At 72.8% G+C, this 16,743-nt stretch carries 16 protein-coding genes; 14 read left to right on the top strand and 2 right to left on the bottom strand.

Annotated features, from left to right (window positions below; genetic code table 11):
- From DEJ22_RS08360 to DEJ22_RS08325, 8 genes are all read left to right on the top strand, one after another.
- A complete protein-coding gene (locus DEJ22_RS08360; RefSeq protein ID WP_111226136.1) occupies nucleotides 1-543 on the top strand; it encodes a PH-like domain-containing protein in 543 nt (180 codons plus the stop codon).
- On the top strand, nucleotides 543-1,772 hold the full coding sequence (gene carA / locus DEJ22_RS08355; protein ID WP_111226135.1) for a glutamine-hydrolyzing carbamoyl-phosphate synthase small subunit: 1,230 nt from the start codon (nucleotides 543-545) through the stop codon (nucleotides 1,770-1,772). The genes DEJ22_RS08360 and carA overlap by 1 nt, the downstream gene beginning before the upstream one ends.
- Complete coding sequence (gene carB, locus DEJ22_RS08350) at nucleotides 1,772-5,065, top strand: carbamoyl-phosphate synthase large subunit (RefSeq protein WP_111226134.1); 3,294 nt, start codon at nucleotides 1,772-1,774, stop codon at nucleotides 5,063-5,065. The genes carA and carB overlap by 1 nt, the downstream gene beginning before the upstream one ends.
- 20 nt (nucleotides 5,066-5,085) lie before the next feature.
- Entirely contained in the window at nucleotides 5,086-5,961 is an 876-nt protein-coding gene (gene pyrF / locus DEJ22_RS08345) for an orotidine-5'-phosphate decarboxylase (protein WP_502862533.1), read from the top strand.
- Nucleotides 5,958-6,896: a guanylate kinase gene (gmk, locus tag DEJ22_RS08340; protein ID WP_111226132.1), complete on the top strand. Its 939-nt coding sequence runs from the start codon at nucleotides 5,958-5,960 to the stop codon at nucleotides 6,894-6,896. Before pyrF ends, gmk begins: the two co-directional genes overlap by 4 nt.
- A gap of 115 nt (nucleotides 6,897-7,011) precedes the next feature.
- Nucleotides 7,012-7,275, top strand: coding sequence for a DNA-directed RNA polymerase subunit omega (gene rpoZ / locus DEJ22_RS08335; protein ID WP_022906709.1), 264 nt, complete (start codon nucleotides 7,012-7,014; stop codon nucleotides 7,273-7,275).
- A 4-nt stretch (nucleotides 7,276-7,279) separates the two neighbouring features.
- The gene (metK, locus tag DEJ22_RS08330) at nucleotides 7,280-8,494 is read left to right on the top strand and encodes a methionine adenosyltransferase (RefSeq protein ID WP_111226131.1); all 1,215 of its coding nucleotides are present in this window, start codon (nucleotides 7,280-7,282) and stop codon (nucleotides 8,492-8,494) included.
- 8 nt (nucleotides 8,495-8,502) lie between these two features.
- A complete protein-coding gene (locus DEJ22_RS08325) occupies nucleotides 8,503-10,485 on the top strand; it encodes a primosomal protein N' family DNA-binding protein (protein ID WP_111226130.1) in 1,983 nt (660 codons plus the stop codon).
- 9 nt (nucleotides 10,486-10,494) lie between these two features.
- Here the strand turns inward: DEJ22_RS08325 and DEJ22_RS08320 are convergent, their stop codons facing one another.
- Together DEJ22_RS08320 and DEJ22_RS08315 are read right to left on the bottom strand one after the other, a co-directional pair.
- A complete protein-coding gene (locus DEJ22_RS08320) occupies nucleotides 10,495-10,950 on the bottom strand; it encodes a DUF4383 domain-containing protein (protein WP_181430669.1) in 456 nt (151 codons plus the stop codon).
- A 13-nt stretch (nucleotides 10,951-10,963) separates the two neighbouring features.
- Nucleotides 10,964-11,296: a DUF8129 domain-containing protein gene (locus DEJ22_RS08315; RefSeq protein WP_111226129.1), complete on the bottom strand. Its 333-nt coding sequence runs from the start codon at nucleotides 11,294-11,296 to the stop codon at nucleotides 10,964-10,966.
- A 168-nt stretch (nucleotides 11,297-11,464) separates the two neighbouring features.
- Between DEJ22_RS08315 and DEJ22_RS08310 the strand changes: the two genes are divergently transcribed.
- The 6 genes from DEJ22_RS08310 to hisF all read left to right on the top strand — a co-directional run bounded on the left by DEJ22_RS08310 (nucleotide 11,465) and on the right by hisF (nucleotide 16,722).
- Nucleotides 11,465-12,400, top strand: coding sequence for a methionyl-tRNA formyltransferase (locus DEJ22_RS08310; protein WP_111226128.1), 936 nt, complete (start codon nucleotides 11,465-11,467; stop codon nucleotides 12,398-12,400).
- On the top strand, nucleotides 12,397-13,962 hold the full coding sequence (locus DEJ22_RS08305; RefSeq protein ID WP_111226127.1) for an RsmB/NOP family class I SAM-dependent RNA methyltransferase: 1,566 nt from the start codon (nucleotides 12,397-12,399) through the stop codon (nucleotides 13,960-13,962). The genes DEJ22_RS08310 and DEJ22_RS08305 overlap by 4 nt, the downstream gene beginning before the upstream one ends.
- A 28-nt stretch (nucleotides 13,963-13,990) precedes the next feature.
- Nucleotides 13,991-14,650: a ribulose-phosphate 3-epimerase gene (rpe, locus tag DEJ22_RS08300; RefSeq protein ID WP_111226126.1), complete on the top strand. Its 660-nt coding sequence runs from the start codon at nucleotides 13,991-13,993 to the stop codon at nucleotides 14,648-14,650.
- Between the two features lie 92 nt (nucleotides 14,651-14,742).
- Complete coding sequence (locus DEJ22_RS08295) at nucleotides 14,743-15,006, top strand: phosphoribosyl-ATP diphosphatase (protein ID WP_058726551.1); 264 nt, start codon at nucleotides 14,743-14,745, stop codon at nucleotides 15,004-15,006.
- 73 nt (nucleotides 15,007-15,079) lie between these two features.
- Nucleotides 15,080-15,919 carry an ATP phosphoribosyltransferase gene (gene hisG / locus DEJ22_RS08290; RefSeq protein ID WP_111226125.1) on the top strand — a complete coding sequence of 280 codons (840 nt, stop codon included), beginning with the start codon at nucleotides 15,080-15,082 and terminating at the stop codon, nucleotides 15,917-15,919.
- Nucleotides 15,916-16,722 (top strand): imidazole glycerol phosphate synthase subunit HisF, encoded by an 807-nt coding sequence (gene hisF, locus DEJ22_RS08285; protein WP_258379530.1) that lies wholly within the window; start codon nucleotides 15,916-15,918, stop codon nucleotides 16,720-16,722. Before hisG ends, hisF begins: the two co-directional genes overlap by 4 nt.
- The last annotated feature ends 21 nt before the right edge of the window (nucleotides 16,723-16,743 follow it).

Raw genomic sequence — 16,743 nt, 5'->3', positions numbered from 1 at the left:
GTGAACGGTGACGCGCTCCGCTGGCTGGTCGGGGGAGTCGTCCTCCTCCTGGTGGCCGCGCTGTTCGTCGCGATGGCGCGCACGTGGCGGACGCGGACCCGGCGACAGGCCGACACCGTGCCTCCCGTCCCGGTCCCGGTCGACCCCGGGCCGGCGGTCGGGTCGTGGGACGGGTTCTCCGTCGCGACGACCCGCGCCGACGAACCCCTCGAACGGATCACGGCGGGCGGTCTCGGGTTCCGCGCACGCGGAGGCGTGACCGTGCACGACACCGGGGTGGTCCTGCACCACGCCGGCACCGCCGACCGGTGGATCGCCGCGGCCGACGTCCGCGGCGCCGACCGGGCCACCGTGGCCATCGACCGGGTGGTCGAACCCGGGGGACTGGTCCGTCTGCGATGGACGGCGACCGGCGCCGCAGCAGCGACGGACCTCGACACCTACTTCCGGTTCCCGGAGGGCGACGCAGCAGCACTCGCCGCCCTGCAGGGACTGACGACGACGCACGAACACCCGCACACCGCGGGCGAAGGGACGAACTGATGACACGCGAACGGGCCGTACTGGTCCTCGAGGACGGCACCCGCTACGACGGACGGGCCTACGGCGCCCGAGGCCGATCCCTGGGAGAGGTCGTCTTCGCCACCGGCATGACCGGCTACCAGGAGACGCTGACCGACCCGTCCTACGCCGGACAGATCGTGGTGCAGACCGCGCCGCACATCGGCAACACCGGCGTCAACGACGAGGACCCCGAGTCCCGTCGCATCTGGGTCGCCGGCTACGTGGTCCGCGACCCCAGCCGCGTCGTGTCGAACCACCGGGCGAACGCGACGCTCGACGACCACCTGGTGCGCGACGGCATCGTGGGCATCTCCGGCGTCGACACCCGCGCGCTCACCCGACGCATCCGCGACGCCGGTGCCATGAAGGGCGGCGTGTTCAGCGGCGCGGACGCGGAACTGTCCGCCGACGAGCAGCTGCAGGCCGTGCGCGACCAGGCCGCCATGGCCGGCGCGAGCTTCTCGTCGATCGTGTCGACCCCGGAGACCTACGTGGTCCCCGCGGTGGGCGAGCAGATCGGCACGCTGGCCGTGCTCGACCTCGGGGTGAAGGCCTCGACCACCCGCTACCTCGCCGAGCGCGGCTTCGAGGTGCACGTCGTGCCGCAGGACATCACGGCGTCCGCGCTGCAGGAACTCGACCCCGACGCGCTCTTCTACTCGAACGGCCCCGGTGACCCGGCGGCGTCCGACGCGCAGGTGTCGCTGCTGCAGGAGTCCCTGAAGACCGGCCGCCCGTTCTTCGGCATCTGCTTCGGCAACCAGCTCCTCGGCCGCGCGCTCGGCTTCGGTACGTACAAGCTGCCCTTCGGCCACCGCGGCATCAACCAGCCCGTGCTCGACACCGCCACCGGCAAGGTCGAGATCACGAGCCAGAACCACGGCTTCGCGGTCGACGCGCCCCTGGGCGAGGTGCTCGAGTCGCCGGCCGGGTTCGGTCGGGTCGAGGTCTCGCACTACTCCCTGAACGACCAGGTCGTCGAGGGCCTCCGCGCGCTCGACGTGCCCGCGTTCAGCGTGCAGTACCACCCCGAGGCGGCGGCCGGCCCGCACGACTCCATGTACCTGTTCGACCGGTTCGCGGACCTGGTCCGTGCGCGACGCGAGGGCAAGCCGCTCGACGCGGCGACCGCCACCGCCACGACCCCCGCAGCCGACCCGACGACCGACGCCGGCGCGTCGGCCGCGCAGAACGAAAGCAGCAACTGATGCCGAAGCGCGCAGACATCAACTCCGTCCTCGTCATCGGCTCGGGCCCGATCGTCATCGGTCAGGCCGCCGAGTTCGACTACTCCGGCACCCAGGCGTGCCGAGTCCTCCGCGCCGAGGGCGTCCGCGTCATCCTCGTCAACCCGAACCCGGCGACGATCATGACCGACCCGGACTTCGCCGACGCGACCTACATCGAGCCCATCACGAGCGCGTCGCTCGAGGAGATCATCAAGATCGAGCGCCCTGATGCGGTGCTGCCGACGCTCGGCGGTCAGACGGCGCTGAACGCGGCGATCAAGCTCGACGCCGAGGGCATCCTCGCGAAGTACGACGTCGAGCTCATCGGCGCGAAGGTCGACGCGATCCAGCGCGGCGAGGACCGGCAGCTCTTCAAGGAGCTCGTCCTCGAGTCCGGCGCCGATGTCGCCCGCAGCCACATCGCGCACACCCTCGAGGAAGCCAAGGAGTACGCGCAGGACCTCGGCTACCCGCTCGTCGTTCGACCGTCCTTCACGATGGGCGGCCTCGGTTCCGGCTTCGCCTACAACGAGGAAGAGCTCGTCCGCTTCGTGGGCGACGGCCTGCAGTCCAGCCCGACCACCGAGGTGCTCCTCGAGGAGTCGATCCTCGGTTGGAAGGAGTACGAGCTCGAGCTCATGCGCGACAACTTCGACAACACCGTCGTCATCTGCTCGATCGAGAACGTCGACCCGGTGGGCGTGCACACCGGCGACTCGATCACCGTCGCCCCCGCGCTGACGCTGACCGACCGCGAGTACCAGAACATGCGGAACATCGGCATCGACATCATCCGCCGCGTCGGTGTCGACACCGGTGGCTGCAACATCCAGTTCGCCGTCGACCCGTCCAACGGGCGCGTGATCGTCATCGAGATGAACCCGCGCGTGTCCCGCTCGTCCGCGCTCGCGTCGAAGGCGACGGGCTTCCCGATCGCGAAGATCGCCGCGAAGCTCGCCATCGGGTACCGCCTCGACGAGATCGAGAACGACATCACCCGCGTGACCCCGGCGAGCTTCGAGCCGACGCTCGACTACGTCGTCGTGAAGACCCCGCGGTTCGCGTTCGAGAAGTTCCCGGCCGCCGACGCGACACTCACCACGACCATGAAGAGCGTCGGCGAGGCGATGGCCATCGGCCGGAACTACGCCACCGCGCTGCAGAAGTCGCTCCGTTCCCTCGAGAAGCGCGGCTCGAGCTTCCACTGGGACACCCCGGCGGCCGAGCTCGACAAGGACGCACTGCTCGAGAAGGCGAAGACACCGACCGACGGCCGGATCGTCACGGTGCAGCAGGCCCTCGTCGCCGGTGCCACCGCGGACGAGGTGTTCGAGGCCACGAAGATCGACCCCTGGTTCATCGACCAGATCGTCCTCATCAACGACGTCGCGGACGAGGTCCGGGCGGCGGAGACCCTCGACGCCGACACGCTGCGCTGGGCCAAGGAGCACGGCTTCAGCGACGCGCAGATCGCCTCGCTGCGGAGCAGCGGCGACCAGCAGGTCACCGAGCAGGACGTCCGCGCCACCCGCCACGAGCAGGGCATCCGCCCGGTCTTCAAGACCGTGGACACCTGCGCCGGCGAGTTCCCGGCCCTGACGCCGTACCACTACTCGTCGTACGACGCCGAGACCGAGGTCGCCCCGAGCGACCGGAAGAAGGTCGTCATCCTCGGGTCCGGCCCGAACCGCATCGGCCAGGGCGTCGAGTTCGACTACTCGTGCGTGCACGCCTCGTTCGCGCTGTCGGACGCCGGCTACGAGACGATCATGATCAACTGCAACCCGGAGACGGTGAGCACCGACTACGACACCTCGGACCGGCTCTACTTCGAGCCGCTCACCACCGAGGACGTCCTCGAGGTCATCGAGGCCGAGGCGGCGTCCGGCGAGCTCGTCGGCGTCGTCGTCCAGCTCGGCGGGCAGACCGCCCTCGGGCTGGCGAAGCCGCTCGAGGCCGCCGGCATCCCGATCCTCGGCACGACCCCGAGCGCGATCGACTCCGCCGAGGAGCGCGGCCAGTTCGCCGCGATCCTCGAGCAGGCCGGGCTGCTCGCACCGCGCAACGGCACCGCGCACGACCTCGCCAGCGCGACCGCGGTCGCGGAGGAGATCGGCTACCCCGTCCTCGTCCGCCCGTCCTTCGTGCTCGGCGGCCGCGGCATGGAGATCGTCTACGACCCGACCGCCCTGGCGGACTACTTCGAGCGGATGGCCGACCAGGCGATCATCGGCCCGGACCTGCCGCTGCTGGTCGACCGGTTCCTCGACGACGCAGTGGAGATCGACGTCGACGCGCTCTTCGACGGCGAGCGGCTCTACGTCGGCGGCATCATGGAGCACATCGAGGAGGCCGGCATCCACTCCGGTGACTCGGCCTGCACCCTGCCGCCGGTCGGACTCGGCAAGGCGGAGATCCGTGGCGTGGTCGAGGCGACCGAGAAGATCGCCCGCGGCATCGGCGTGCAGGGCCTGCTCAACGTGCAGTTCGCGATCGGCGCGGGCGTGCTCTACGTCCTCGAGGCGAACCCGCGCGCCAGCCGGACGGTCCCGTTCGTGTCCAAGGCGCTCGGCATCCCGCTCGCCAAGGCGGCCTCGCGGGTGATGACCGGCACGTCGATCGACGCGCTCGTCGCCGAGGGCCTGCTGCCGGAGCGCGACGGCTCCTCGGTGCCGCCGCAGGCACCGGTCGCGGTCAAGGAGGCCGTGCTGCCCTTCCGCCGCTTCCGCACCCACGACGGTCAGGTCGTCGACTCGGTGCTCAGCCCCGAGATGCGTTCGACCGGTGAGGTCATGGGCATCGACCGCGACTTCCCGCGCGCGTTCCTCAAGTCGCAGGACGCCGCGTACGGTGGCCTGCCGACGAGCGGCACGGTCTTCGTGAGCGTCGCCGACACCGACAAGCGCCAGGTCGTCCTGCCCGTGCACCGCCTGCAGCAGCTCGGGTTCACGATCACCGCGACGGAGGGGACCGCCGAGGTCCTGCGCCGCAACGGCATCGAGGTCACGCTGGTCGGCAAGTACAGCGAGGGCGGTGAGAGCGTCGTGGACCTGCTCGCGCGGGACGCGGTCGACATCGTCATCAACACCCCGTCCGGCGCCGCCGGTCGTGCGGACGGCTACGAGATCCGCGCGGCCACGGTCGCCGCGGACAAGCCGCTGTTCACGACGATCGCGCAGCTCGGCGCGGCGGTCGCGGCGATCGAGACGATCGGCACCCCGCTCAGCGCCCGCAGCCTGCAGGACTACGCGCTCGAGCGCGCGACCTGGTGACGGCTGTCGACGTGACCACCGTGCAGCCGGGAGGCGCGGCCTCCTTCGGCGTCCGGCTCGCCGCCGCCGTCGGGGAGCGTTCCCCCCTGTGCGTCGGCATCGACCCCCACGCCGCCACCCTGGCGGCGTGGGGGCTCGGCCGCGACGAGCAGGGCCTGACCGCCTTCGGCGCGACCCTGGTCGACGCGGCCGCCGGCCGCGCAGCGATCGTGAAGCCGCAGATCGCCTTCTTCGAGGCGGCCGGGATCCCCGGCTACCGCGCGCTCGACGCGACCCTGCGTCGTGCGCGTGATGCGGGCCTCCTGGTCGTCGCGGACGTGAAGCGGGGCGACATCGGGTCGACCGGTGACGACTACGCGCTCGCGTGGCTCGACCGCGACGGGCCGTTCCGCGCGGACGCGATGACCGTGTCGCCGTACCTCGGGTACGGCTCGCTCGCCGGCACGGTCGACGTCGCCCGGCGGAACGACGCCGGCGTCTTCGTCCTCGCCGCGACGAGCAACCCCGAGGCGCGCGTGCTGCAGACCGCGGTGCTCGCCGAGGGGCCGCGTGCCGGACGGTCCGTCGCTGCCGGTATCGTCCTTGATGTGGCAGACGACAACCGGACCGGCGGCGACCAGCCGCTCGGGGACGTCGGGCTCGTGCTCGGCGCCACCCTCGACCTCGACGACTTCGGCATCGACGCGGCGACCATCGGCACCGCGCCGGTGCTCGCCCCGGGCTTCGGTGCCCAGGGTGCGCGGATCGAGGACCTGCGCGCGCGGTACGGTGCGCGCGCGGAGCAGGTCCTGGTGAACGAGTCGCGCGGGCTGCTGACCGACGGTCCGGACGGGGTCGCCGGGCTCGTGCAGGACCGTGTCGACCGCATCGCCGCCGCACTCGGGGTCGCCGCGTGACGGACGAGACGCCCGGCTCCGGAGCCCCCGACCGCAGCGACCTCCCCGCGCACCGCAACCCGCCGGAGGTCGACCGCGTCGCGGCCGCCCGGGCAGCGGTCGCCGCACGTCGCGCCCGTGCCGCGGTCAAGGCGCAGGTGGCGTCGGGGGAGCGCAGTGCCCTCGAGGTCGCCCGCGCCGCCTGGTCCGACGAGGACCTGCCCGCCGAGAAGTCCCTGCGCGTGCGGGACCTGCTCACGAGCATGTCCGGCATCGGACCGGCGCGCGCCGAGGCCGTGATGGGGGAGCTCCGCATCGCCCCGTCGAAGCGGCTCGGCGGTCTCGGCACCCGGCAGCGCGCGGCCCTGGCCGACTGGCTGGCCGCGCGGGGGCGGAAGCGCGGTGCGTCGAAGCTCGTCGTGCTGGCCGGACCGACCGCGGTCGGCAAGGGCACCGTCAGCGCCCACATCCGCGAGCACTACCCCGACGTGAACCTCAGCGTCTCGGCGACGACCCGCAAGCCCCGTCCGGGCGAGGTCGACGGCGTGCACTACTACTTCGTCGACGACGCCGAGTTCGACCGGATGATCCGCGATCGCGAGCTGCTCGAGTGGGCGGTCGTGCACAACTCCTACCGGTACGGCACGCCGCGACCGCCGATCGACCGTGCGCTCGACGCCGGCGACAAGGTCATGCTCGAGATCGACCTGCAGGGTGCCCGTCAGGTCCGCGACGCCATGCCCGAGGCGGTGCTCGTGTTCCTGCTCCCGCCGACGTGGGAGGAGCTCGTCCGCCGGCTCATCGGCCGGGGCACCGAGTCCGCCGAGGAACAGGCGCGTCGTCTCGAGACCGCGAAGGTCGAACTGGCGGCGCAGGACGAGTTCGACGTGCGGATCGTGAACTCCGATGTCGGCACGGCGGCACGCGAGGTCGTAGACTTGTTCTCTGCGCCCTGACACGGCGCACCCGCGCGCGCCTCCTCGGCGCCGCGCCCGCGCAGCCCGACCTCGGTCGGGCGGTCCGATCCGGTCGGACCCGCGCCCCACGCACCCGCAGCCGACAGGAGACACCATGGCCAACCCCCAGGGCATCATCGACCCGCCCATCGACGACCTGCTCGCCAAGGTGGAGTCGAAGTACGCGCTCGTCATCTTCGCCTCGAAGCGCGCCCGCCAGATCAACGACTACTACGCCGACCTGCACGAGGGCTCGCTCTTCGACAACGTCGGCCCGCTGGTCGACTCGACGATCGACGACAAGCCGCTCTCGGTGGCGCTGCACGAGATCAACGAGGACAAGCTGACCGTCACCAAGCAGCAGCAGCCCACCGACTGATCCGGTGAGCGGCACCAACCTGCGCCTCTTCACGTCCGAGTCGGTGACGGAGGGGCACCCCGACAAGATCTGCGACCAGATCTCGGACACGATCCTCGACGCCCTGCTCACGGTCGACCCGCACGCGCGCGTCGCCGTCGAGACGATGGTGACGACCGGGCTCGTGCACGTCGCCGGCGAGGTCACGACCTCCGGCTACGTCGAGATCCCGAAGCTCGTCCGCGACGTCATCACGGGCATCGGCTACGACTCGTCCGAGGTCTCCTTCGACGGCCGCACCTGCGGCGTCGAGGTGTCGATCGGTGCGCAGTCCCCGGACATCGCCCAGGGCGTCGACGAGTCGCTCGACAGCCGTTCCGGCGCGGGCGTCGACCCGCTCGACCGCCAGGGCGCGGGCGACCAGGGCATCATGTTCGGCTTCGCGACGAACGAGACCCCCGAGTACATGCCCGTCGCGATCTGGCTCGCGCACCGCCTGGCGGAGCGTCTGGCCGAGGTCCGCAAGACCGGTCTGCTCGACTTCCTCCGTCCGGACGGCAAGACGCAGGTCACGGTCGGGTACGACGGTGTCGTCCCGAAGACCGTCGAGACGGTCGTGCTCTCCACGCAGCACTCGCCGGCGGTGACGCTCGACGAGCTGACCGCGCAGATCACCGAGCACGTGATCCGTCCGGTCCTCGACCTGGTCGACCTCGACTCGTCCCACGTCGACGTCATCGTGAACCCGACCGGCCGGTTCGAGATCGGTGGGCCGCAGGGCGACGCCGGACTCACCGGACGCAAGGTGATCGTCGACACGTACGGCGGTGCCTCCCGGCACGGCGGTGGGGCGTTCAGCGGCAAGGACCCGTCGAAGGTCGACCGCTCGGCCGCCTACGCGCTCCGCTGGGTCGCGAAGAACGCCGTCGCCGCGGGACTCGCGGACCGGCTCGAGGTGCAGGTCGCCTACGCGATCGGCCGGGCCAAGCCGGTCGGGCTGTACGTCGAGTCGTTCGGCACCGGACACGTCGACGACGCCACGATCGAGGCAGCGATCACCGAGGTGTTCGACCTGCGTCCGGCCGCGATCATCCGCGACCTCGACCTGCTCAAGCCGCGGTACGCGCAGACCGCCGCGTACGGTCACTTCGGCCGCGAGCTGCCCGGCTTCACGTGGGAGCAGCTCGATCGCGTCGAGGAGCTCCGCGCCGCAGCAGGACTCGTCACCGCCGCCGTCTAGGGCACGGTGTGACCACCGTCGCGCGCGTCGTCCTCGACTCGCCGCTCCCGCAGTTGGACCGTCTGTTCGACTACCGGGTGCCGGCCGAGCTCGAGGACGACTGCGTGCCGGGGGTCCGCGTCAAGGTGCCGCTGCGCACCGGTGCGCGGATGTCCGACGCGTACGTCGTCGAGGTGGTCTCGGAGGGGGACTGGCCGGGCGAACTCAGCTCCGTCGAGCAGGTCGTCTCGCCGGTGCCGGTCCTGGCTCCCGAGATCTGGTCGCTCGCGCGCGCTGTCGCCGATCGTGCCGCCGGCGTCGCCTCCGACGTCCTGCGGCTCGCCGTGCCGACCCGACAGGTCCGTGCCGAGAAGGCCTGGCTGGCCCGCGACACCTCGTGGTCGCCCCCGTCGATCGAGCCCGCCCCTGTCACGGGCTACGCCGAGGGCGTCCTGGAGGCACTGCTCGCCGAGCGCGGACGGGCCGCGGTCGACGCCGTCCCCCACCCCGTCGACCTCGGGACCGCCGACGACCCCGTGTGGGTGCCCGGCTGGGCCGCGACGCTCGCGCAGGCCGCGTCGCACGTCGTCGCCCGCGAGCAGTCGGCCGTGCTCGCGGTGCCGGACTTCCGTGACGTCACCGACCTGGAGCGTGCGCTCCTCGCCGTGCTGCCGCCGGAGCGCGTCGTCCGGTTCGACGCGAAGCAGACGAACGGGCAGCGGGCGAAGGCGCTGCTGCAGGCACGGACGCACGCGGTCGTCGCGATCGGCAACCGGACGGCAGCGTTCGCGCCCGCCTCCGAGCTCGGACTCGTCGCGATGTGGGACGACGGCGACGCGTCCTTCGTCGAGCCCCGGGCGCCGTACGTGCACACGCGCGACGTGGCACTCGTGCGGACCGCCCAGTCCGGCGCCGCGCTCCTCTTCCTCGCGCACGCCCGGTCGACCGACGTCCAGCGGCTCGTCGAGCTGCACTGGCTCCAGGAGCTCGCGCCGTACCGGGTGCCGTCGCCGAAGGTGATCCCGACCGCGCAGCAGGCGAGCGCCGAGGGCTTCGCCGCTCAGGCGCGCATCCCGAGCACGGCGTGGCGCGCCGCGCGCGAGGCCAGTCAGCACGGCCCGGTCCTCGTGCAGGTGGCGAACCCCGGCTTCGGCACCGGGCTGGTCTGCGCCGACTGCGGGGAGCGTGCGCACTGCCGGGTGTGCGGGGGACCGCTGGGCAGCCCGCACCGGAACGCGACCCCGCAGTGCCGGTTCTGCGGTGCCCTGGCCGTGGGCTTCCGTTGTCCGACGTGCGGCGGCGGGAAGCTCAAGCCCGTCGGTCAGGGTGCGCAGCGGACGGCCGACGAGCTCGGTCGGGCGTTCCCCGGCACCCGGATCGTGGTCGCGGACGGCTCCCGTCCGCTCGACGAGGTCCCGGCCCGCCCCGCGGTCGTCGTCGCCACTCGCGGCGCGGAACCGAGCGTGCCGGGTGGCTACGCGTGCGTGCTGCTGCTCGACGGCGAGCGGCTCCTGGCCCGCGAGGGGCTCCGGGTGCAGGAGGACGTGCTCCGCTTCTGGACGAACGCCGCCGCGAAGGGTGCGCCCGGGGCCGAGGTGTACCTCGTCGGCATCGGCGGGAAGCTCGCCACGGCGATGGCGCTCTGGCGACTCGACGGGCCGGCACACGACGAACTCGTCGACCGACGGGCCCTGCACTTCCCGCCGGCCGTCCGGGTGGCGACGCTCACCGGTACGGACGAGGCGGTGACCGCGGCGGTCGAGGCCCTCGGCGACGCGGTCGTCGGCGCGGTGCTCGGACCGGTGCCGGTGCCCGAGGACCCGGTGCCCGGCACGGTCCGCGCGATCGTGCGTTTCGCCTACGCGCACGGGGCCGAGGTCGCGGCGACGCTCAAGGCCGAGGTCATCCGTCGGTCGTCGACGCGGCGGGTGCTGCCGGGCGGCAACCGGCGTCGTGCGGCCCCGACGCTGCGCGTGCGGCTCGACGACGCCGAGCCCTTCACCGAGGTCTGAGAGCGAGGGTCAGGCGCCGACCGGGCGGCGACGCTCCCGCGGGAAGACGACGCCGAGCGCGACCATGCCGATCGCGAGCACGAGGTGCAGCCAGTTGTCCGCCCAGTTGAGGGGGACGAAGTTGGCGCCGGACATCGTGCCCGCCGTGAACAGGCCGTAGACCCAGAGCACGAAGTACACGACTCCGCCGATCACGAGGTACATGCGCGACCCGCTTGCACGGTTCGCCGCGAGCAACCCGACGACGCCGAACAGCAGGTGCACGACGTTGTGCAGGACCGACACCTGGAAGATCCCGAGCAGCATCGCCATGGAGTGGTGCCCGGCACCGCCGAGCTCGCCGGTGGTCAGCCCCGGCACGAACCCGGCGATCCCGACGAGCAGGAACACGATGCCGACGACGAGCGCGACCTTCTGGATCGACGAGCCGGCGTAGCGGTTGCTGGAGGTGGTGACGTCACTCATGGGTGCTCCTTCGTCAGCGGCGCGGCTGCGCCGGGTTGGTCGGGACGCCGTGCGAGGGCGGGTTGATCGTCGGGCCGGCGGTGTCCGGGGACACCTGCTCGGGCGCCGCCACGCCGTCGGCGACCTCGGGGAGGTCGTGCGGCACGGAACCGCTCGGCTCCGCGCTGGCGTCGAGTGCCTCGGCGCGGTGCCGGAGGACCTCGAGGACCGGCAGCCGGTCACCGTGCGCCTGCTCGTGGTCGAGCAGGGCCTGCAGCTGCGTCCGGTCGAGCGGTCGGATGCGTTCGGCGAGGTTCCCCAACGGCAGGTGGTCGAAGTCCGGCAGGGGCAGGTCGGTGTCGGTCATGGTGCTCCTCCTGGCGTGCTGTGGTCCGGGTGCTGCGGAACGGGTACTGCGGAACGGGTACTGCGAGTCCGCGTCGCCCCGGACGCTACCCAGCACCCCCTCCGCGCGTCCGGAGACCGCTCCGGCCCCGCGCACGCGGGACACCTCGCCCGTGGGACGATGGAACCCATGCGCCTCGTCGTCGCCGGCAGCCCCGCTGCGGCCGTCCCCACCCTCCGCCGTCTCGCGGCGTCCGACCACGAGATCGCGGCGGTGCTCACCCGTCCGCCGACACCCCAGGGTCGGAAGCGCGTCCTCACGCCCACCCCGGTGGCGCAGGCGGCACAGGAACTCGGACTGCCCGTCATCGAGGCCACCCGCGTGGACGATGCCGTGACCGCGCGGCTCGTCGAGCTCCGGGCCGACCTCGGGGTCATCGTCGCGTACGGTGCGCTCCTCCGCCGTCCCGCCCTCGACGCTCCGCGCCTCGGCTGGGTCAACCTGCACTTCTCCGACCTGCCGGCGTACCGCGGGGCTGCGCCCGTGCAGCGCGCCGTGATGGCGGGGGACACCCGGACCGCCGCGACGGTCTTCCAGCTGGTCGAGGCGCTCGACGCCGGACCGGTCTACGCATCCGACCCGTTCACGATCGACCCGGACGCGACGAGCGGGGACGTCCTCGCCGCGATGGCCGAGACCGGAGCGGACACCGTCCTGCGGGTCGTCGACGCCCTGGCTGACGGGAGCGCGGTCGCCGTCGAGCAGTCCGGGCCGGTGACCCTCGCCCCGAAGCCGACGGCCGACGACGCGCACGTGGCCTTCCACGAGTCGGCCCTCGCCGTCCACGCCCACATCCGCGGTGTGACGCCCGAGCCCGGCGCCTTCGCCCACCTCGGCGAGACGCGCGTGAAGCTGCTCCGCAGCGCGCTCCTGCCGGGAGGCACGCCCTCGTCGGTGCCGCACCTCGCGCCCGGCGCACTCGCGCTGGTCGACGGTCGGCTGCTGGTCGGGACCGCCGACGAACCCCTCGAGCTCGTCGAGGTGCAACCCGCGGGGAAGAAGCCCATGGCGGCCGCCGCCTGGGCTCGTGGCCTCGGTCGCCTGGAGGGGGTGGTGCTCTCGTGAACCCGTCGCCGCAGGCCCGCACCGACCGTCGCCCCCGCGCGACCAGCGCCCGCCGGGTCGCGTTCGACGTGCTGCGCGCGGTGCAGGTCGAGGACGCCTACGCCAACCTGCTCCTGCCGACCCGCATCCGCCGTGCCGGCCTGTCCGCGCGCGATGCGGCCTTCGCCACCGAGCTGACGTACGGGTCGATCCGGATGCTCGGGCGGTACGACGCGATCGTCGGGGTCGCCTCCGGCCGCCGCGTCGACAACATCGAGTCCGACGTGCTCGACGTCATGCGGCTCGGTGTGCACCAACTGCTCGGGATGCGCACCCCGACGCACGCCGCGGTCTCGGCCACGGTGGAACTCGCGCGCGAGGTCGGCGCCCGCCGTGCCACCGGCTTCGTCAACGCGGTCCTGCGCAAGGTCGCCGCGCGCACCGACGACGAGTGGGACGCGCTCATCACGGAGGGCCGGAGCGGCGACGCCCTGCTCGCGACGCGCTGGTCGCACCCGTCGTGGGTCGTCTCCGCGCTCCGGGACGCCCTGGCGGCCGAGCGTTCCCGCGATGAACTCGCCGCCCTGCTCGCCGCCGACAACGTGGCGCCGAGGGTGCAGCTCGTCGCCCTGCCCGGGCTCGCCACCGACGAGGACGTCCGCACCGCGACCACCGGCGCCACGACCGGCCCGGGCGACGACGCGGACCCGCTCGGGCCCGCCACCGCGACTGACGGTGTGCCCGGCACCGATGACGAGACCGTGGACGAGGACGAGGACGAGAGCGAGGCCGAGACCGCCACCGCGCCTCCCGTCCGGGCCCCCGAGGCGGACGCCGGTCCGGTGTCGCCCGTCGGCATCCGCGGCACGGCCGGTGACCCCGCACGGGTCCCCGGTGTCGCCGCCGGTCGCCTCCGGGTGCAGGACGAGGGCTCGCAGCTCGCGGCCCTCGCGCTCACGCGGTCCTCGCCGGTGCGTGCGGGCGAGCGGTGGCTCGACATGTGCGCCGGCCCCGGCGGCAAGGCCGCGCTCCTCGCTGCCGAGGCCGCGCAGGGCGGAGCGACCCTGCTGGCGAACGAGCTCGTGCCCGCGCGCGCCGGACTCGTGCGCAAGGCGCTGGCCACGGTCGCCGACCAGGACGTCGTCAGCGTCGTCGAGGGCGACGGCCGTCGGTTCGGCCGTCCGGGCGACGAGCCCTTCGACCGCATCCTGCTGGACGCGCCCTGCACGGGCCTCGGTGCACTCCGTCGTCGTCCCGAGGCGCGGTGGCGCAAGCAGCCCGAGGACGTCCCCGAGCTCGCGGCACTGCAGGCCGAGCTGCTCGACGCGGCGGTCCGTGCGCTCGCACCCGGCGGCACGCTGGCGTACGTGACGTGCTCGCCGCACCTCGCCGAGACGCGCGGACAGGTCGACGCGCTCATGGCCCGTCACGGCGACGTCCTCGAGCAGCTCGACACCGCCGGTGTGGTCCGGTCGGTGGCGGCGCGGGACCCGCAGGTCGCCGACGGCCCGACGGTGCAGCTCTGGCCCCACCGCATCGGCACCGACGCGATGTTCGTCGCACTCTTCCGTCGTCGCGCCTGACCCCGGTGGTGCTCGGTAGGGTTGCACGGTGACGATCCGCATCTCGCCGAGCATCCTGTCCGCCGACTTCGCGAACCTCGAACGCGAGCTCCACCGCATCGAGACGGCCGACATGGTGCACGTCGACGTGATGGACAACCACTTCGTGCCGAACCTCACCCTGGGCCTGCCGATCGTGCAGCGCCTGCAGGAGGTCTCGCCGGTGCCGCTCGACGTGCACCTCATGGTCACCGACGCGGACACGCAGGCGCCGAAGTACGCCGAGACGGGGGCCTCGAGCGTCACGTTCCACTTCGAGGCCGCCGACGACCCGGTGGCGACCGCCGCGGCGATCCGCTCGAACGGCGCCCGAGCGGCTGTCGCCGTGAAGCCCGGAACGCCGATCACGCAGGTGCTCCACCACCTCGACGCCTACGACATGATCCTGCTCATGACCGTCGAGCCCGGGTTCGGCGGGCAGTCGTTCATGCCTTCCGTGATGCCCAAGCTCGCCGATGCGCGCGCGGCGGTCGACGCCTCCGGCCTCGAGGTCTGGCTCGAGGTCGACGGCGGCATCGCGGTCGACACCGTGCCCGAAGCGGTGCGCAGCGGTGCGGACACGCTCGTGGCCGGGTCCGCCGTCTACGGCGGCGAGCCCGCGCAGCGCATCGCCGACCTGCGCGAGGCGGCCGCGGCGGCACGCGCGTGACCGACCAGGTGGGTGGCGAGCCCGAGGCGACCAGCGCCTCCCGTCCGGACGGTGCGTCCGGCGCACCCGCGCGGGACGGTAGCCTGGTCCCCGTGAAGACGTTCGACGACCTGTTCGCGGAGCTGACCGAGAAGGCGCGCACGCGGCCCGAGGGCTCCGGCACCGTCGCCGAACTGGACGCCGGCGTGCACCAGATCGGCAAGAAGATCGTGGAAGAGGCCGCCGAGGTCTGGATGGCGGCCGAGTACGAGGGCGACGAGCGCACCTCGGAGGAGATCTCCCAGCTGATCTACCACCTCCAGGTGCTCATGGTCGCGAAGGGGCTCACCCCGGCGGACGTCTGGCGACATCTGTAGGCACCCGCGACGCGCCGACGAGCGCAGCCGCGACCCGCAGTCGTCCGACCTCCAGCAGAAAGCAGACCCACTGATGCTCCGCATCGCCGTGCCCAACAAGGGCTCGCTGTCCGAGACCGCCTCCGAGATGCTCAAGGAGGCCGGGTACGCCGGCCGCCGCGACCCGAAGGCACTCCACCTGCTCGACGAGCGCAACGGCGTCGAGTTCTTCTTCCTCCGTCCGCGCGACATCGCGACGTACGTCGGCTCCGGGGCACTCGACGTCGGCATCACCGGCCGCGACCTGCTGCTCGACTCCGGTTCGGCGGCGCACGAGGTCGACGCGCTCGGGTTCGCCGACTCGACGTTCCGGTTCGCCGGGACGCCCGGGCGGTTCACCGACCTGCAGGACCTCGACGGCGTCCGGGTGGCGACGAGCTACCCGGGTCTGGTCGGTGAGTTCCTCGCGCAGCACGGCGTCACCGCGACGCTCGTCAAGCTCGACGGCGCCGTGGAGAGCGCGGTCCGCCTCGGGGTCGCCGACGCCGTCGCCGACGTCGTGTCCACCGGCAGCACGCTCCGCGCCGCCGGCCTCGAGATCTTCGGCCCGGTCATCCTCGAGTCGACCGCCCTGCTCATCTCGACCGACGAGACCATCCCGGGCATCGACGTCCTCCGGCGCCGTCTGCAGGGCGTGCTCGTCGCGCGCGGCTACGTCATGCTCGACTACGACATCCCGACGGACCTGCTCGAGCAGGCCACGGCCGTGGCGTCGGGCATCGAGTCGCCGACCGTCTCCCCGCTGCACGGCCGCGACTGGTCGGCGGTCCGGGTGATGATCCCGCGCGAGGACGCGAACCTCATCATGGACGCGCTCTACGACCTCGGCGCCCGCGCGATCCTCGTCAGCCCGATCCACGCCGCACGCCTGTGAACGCGGCCGCGACGCCGGACAGCGGCGCGGCCGGCGTCGCCGGGGGCGTGTCGGTCCGGGTCATCCCGTGCCTCGACGTGCAGGGCGGTCGCGTCGTCAAGGGCGTGAACTTCCTCGACCTGCAGGACGCCGGCGATCCGGTCGAGCTCGCGGCCCGCTACTACGAGCAGGGCGCCGACGAGCTGACCTTCCTCGACGTCGGGGCGACGGTCGAGAACCGCGCGACGATGTACGACACCGTGACCCGCACGGCGGAGCAGGTCTTCATCCCGCTCACCGTCGGCGGCGGCGTCCGGAGCGTCGACGACGTGTCCCGCCTGCAGCAGTGCGGTGCGGACAAGATCGGCGTGAACAGCGCGGCGATCGCCCGGCCGGAGCTGGTCAGCGAGATCGCGGACCGCTTCGGCGCGCAGGCGGTGGTGCTGTCGCTCGACGTGAAGCGCTCGGACCGGATGCCGTCCGGCTTCGTCGTCACGACGCACGGCGGTCGCACGGAGTCCGACCTCGACGCGATCGCCTGGGCCCGCGAGGGCGTGGAGCGGGGCGCGGGTGAACTGCTCGTCAACTCGATCGACGCCGACGGCACGAAGAACGGCTTCGACCTCGAACTCATCGCCGCGGTCCGCGCGGTCTCGTCGGTCCCGGTCATCGGCTCGGGAGGCGCGGGTCGCCTCGAGCACTTCGCTCCTGCCGTCGAGGCGGGCGCGGACGCCGTGCTCGCCGCCAGCGTCTTCCACCGCGGCGAGATGACCATCGGGGACGTCAAGGCGGCGCTGCGCGCCGCCGGCCAGCCCGTCCGCTGACACCCCGCCGTAGGCTAGGAG

This window comes from Curtobacterium sp. MCSS17_007, assembly GCF_003234175.2.
Lineage (GTDB): Bacteria > Actinomycetota > Actinomycetes > Actinomycetales > Microbacteriaceae > Curtobacterium.
Note: the sequence above shows the minus strand (reverse complement) of the source record. Positions and strands in the feature narration are given on the sequence as shown.

Coding starts and splice junctions, on each gene's coding strand:
- carA (WP_111226135.1), top strand. CDS start 543: ATGACACGCGAACGGGCCGTACTGGTCCTCGAGGACGGCACCCGCTAC.
- carB (WP_111226134.1), top strand. CDS start 1,772: ATGCCGAAGCGCGCAGACATCAACTCCGTCCTCGTCATCGGCTCGGGC.
- rpoZ (WP_022906709.1), top strand. CDS start 7,012: ATGGCCAACCCCCAGGGCATCATCGACCCGCCCATCGACGACCTGCTC.
- DEJ22_RS08320 (WP_181430669.1), bottom strand. CDS start 10,950: ATGAGTGACGTCACCACCTCCAGCAACCGCTACGCCGGCTCGTCGATC.
- DEJ22_RS08315 (WP_111226129.1), bottom strand. CDS start 11,296: ATGACCGACACCGACCTGCCCCTGCCGGACTTCGACCACCTGCCGTTG.
- DEJ22_RS08310 (WP_111226128.1), top strand. CDS start 11,465: ATGCGCCTCGTCGTCGCCGGCAGCCCCGCTGCGGCCGTCCCCACCCTC.
- hisG (WP_111226125.1), top strand. CDS start 15,080: ATGCTCCGCATCGCCGTGCCCAACAAGGGCTCGCTGTCCGAGACCGCC.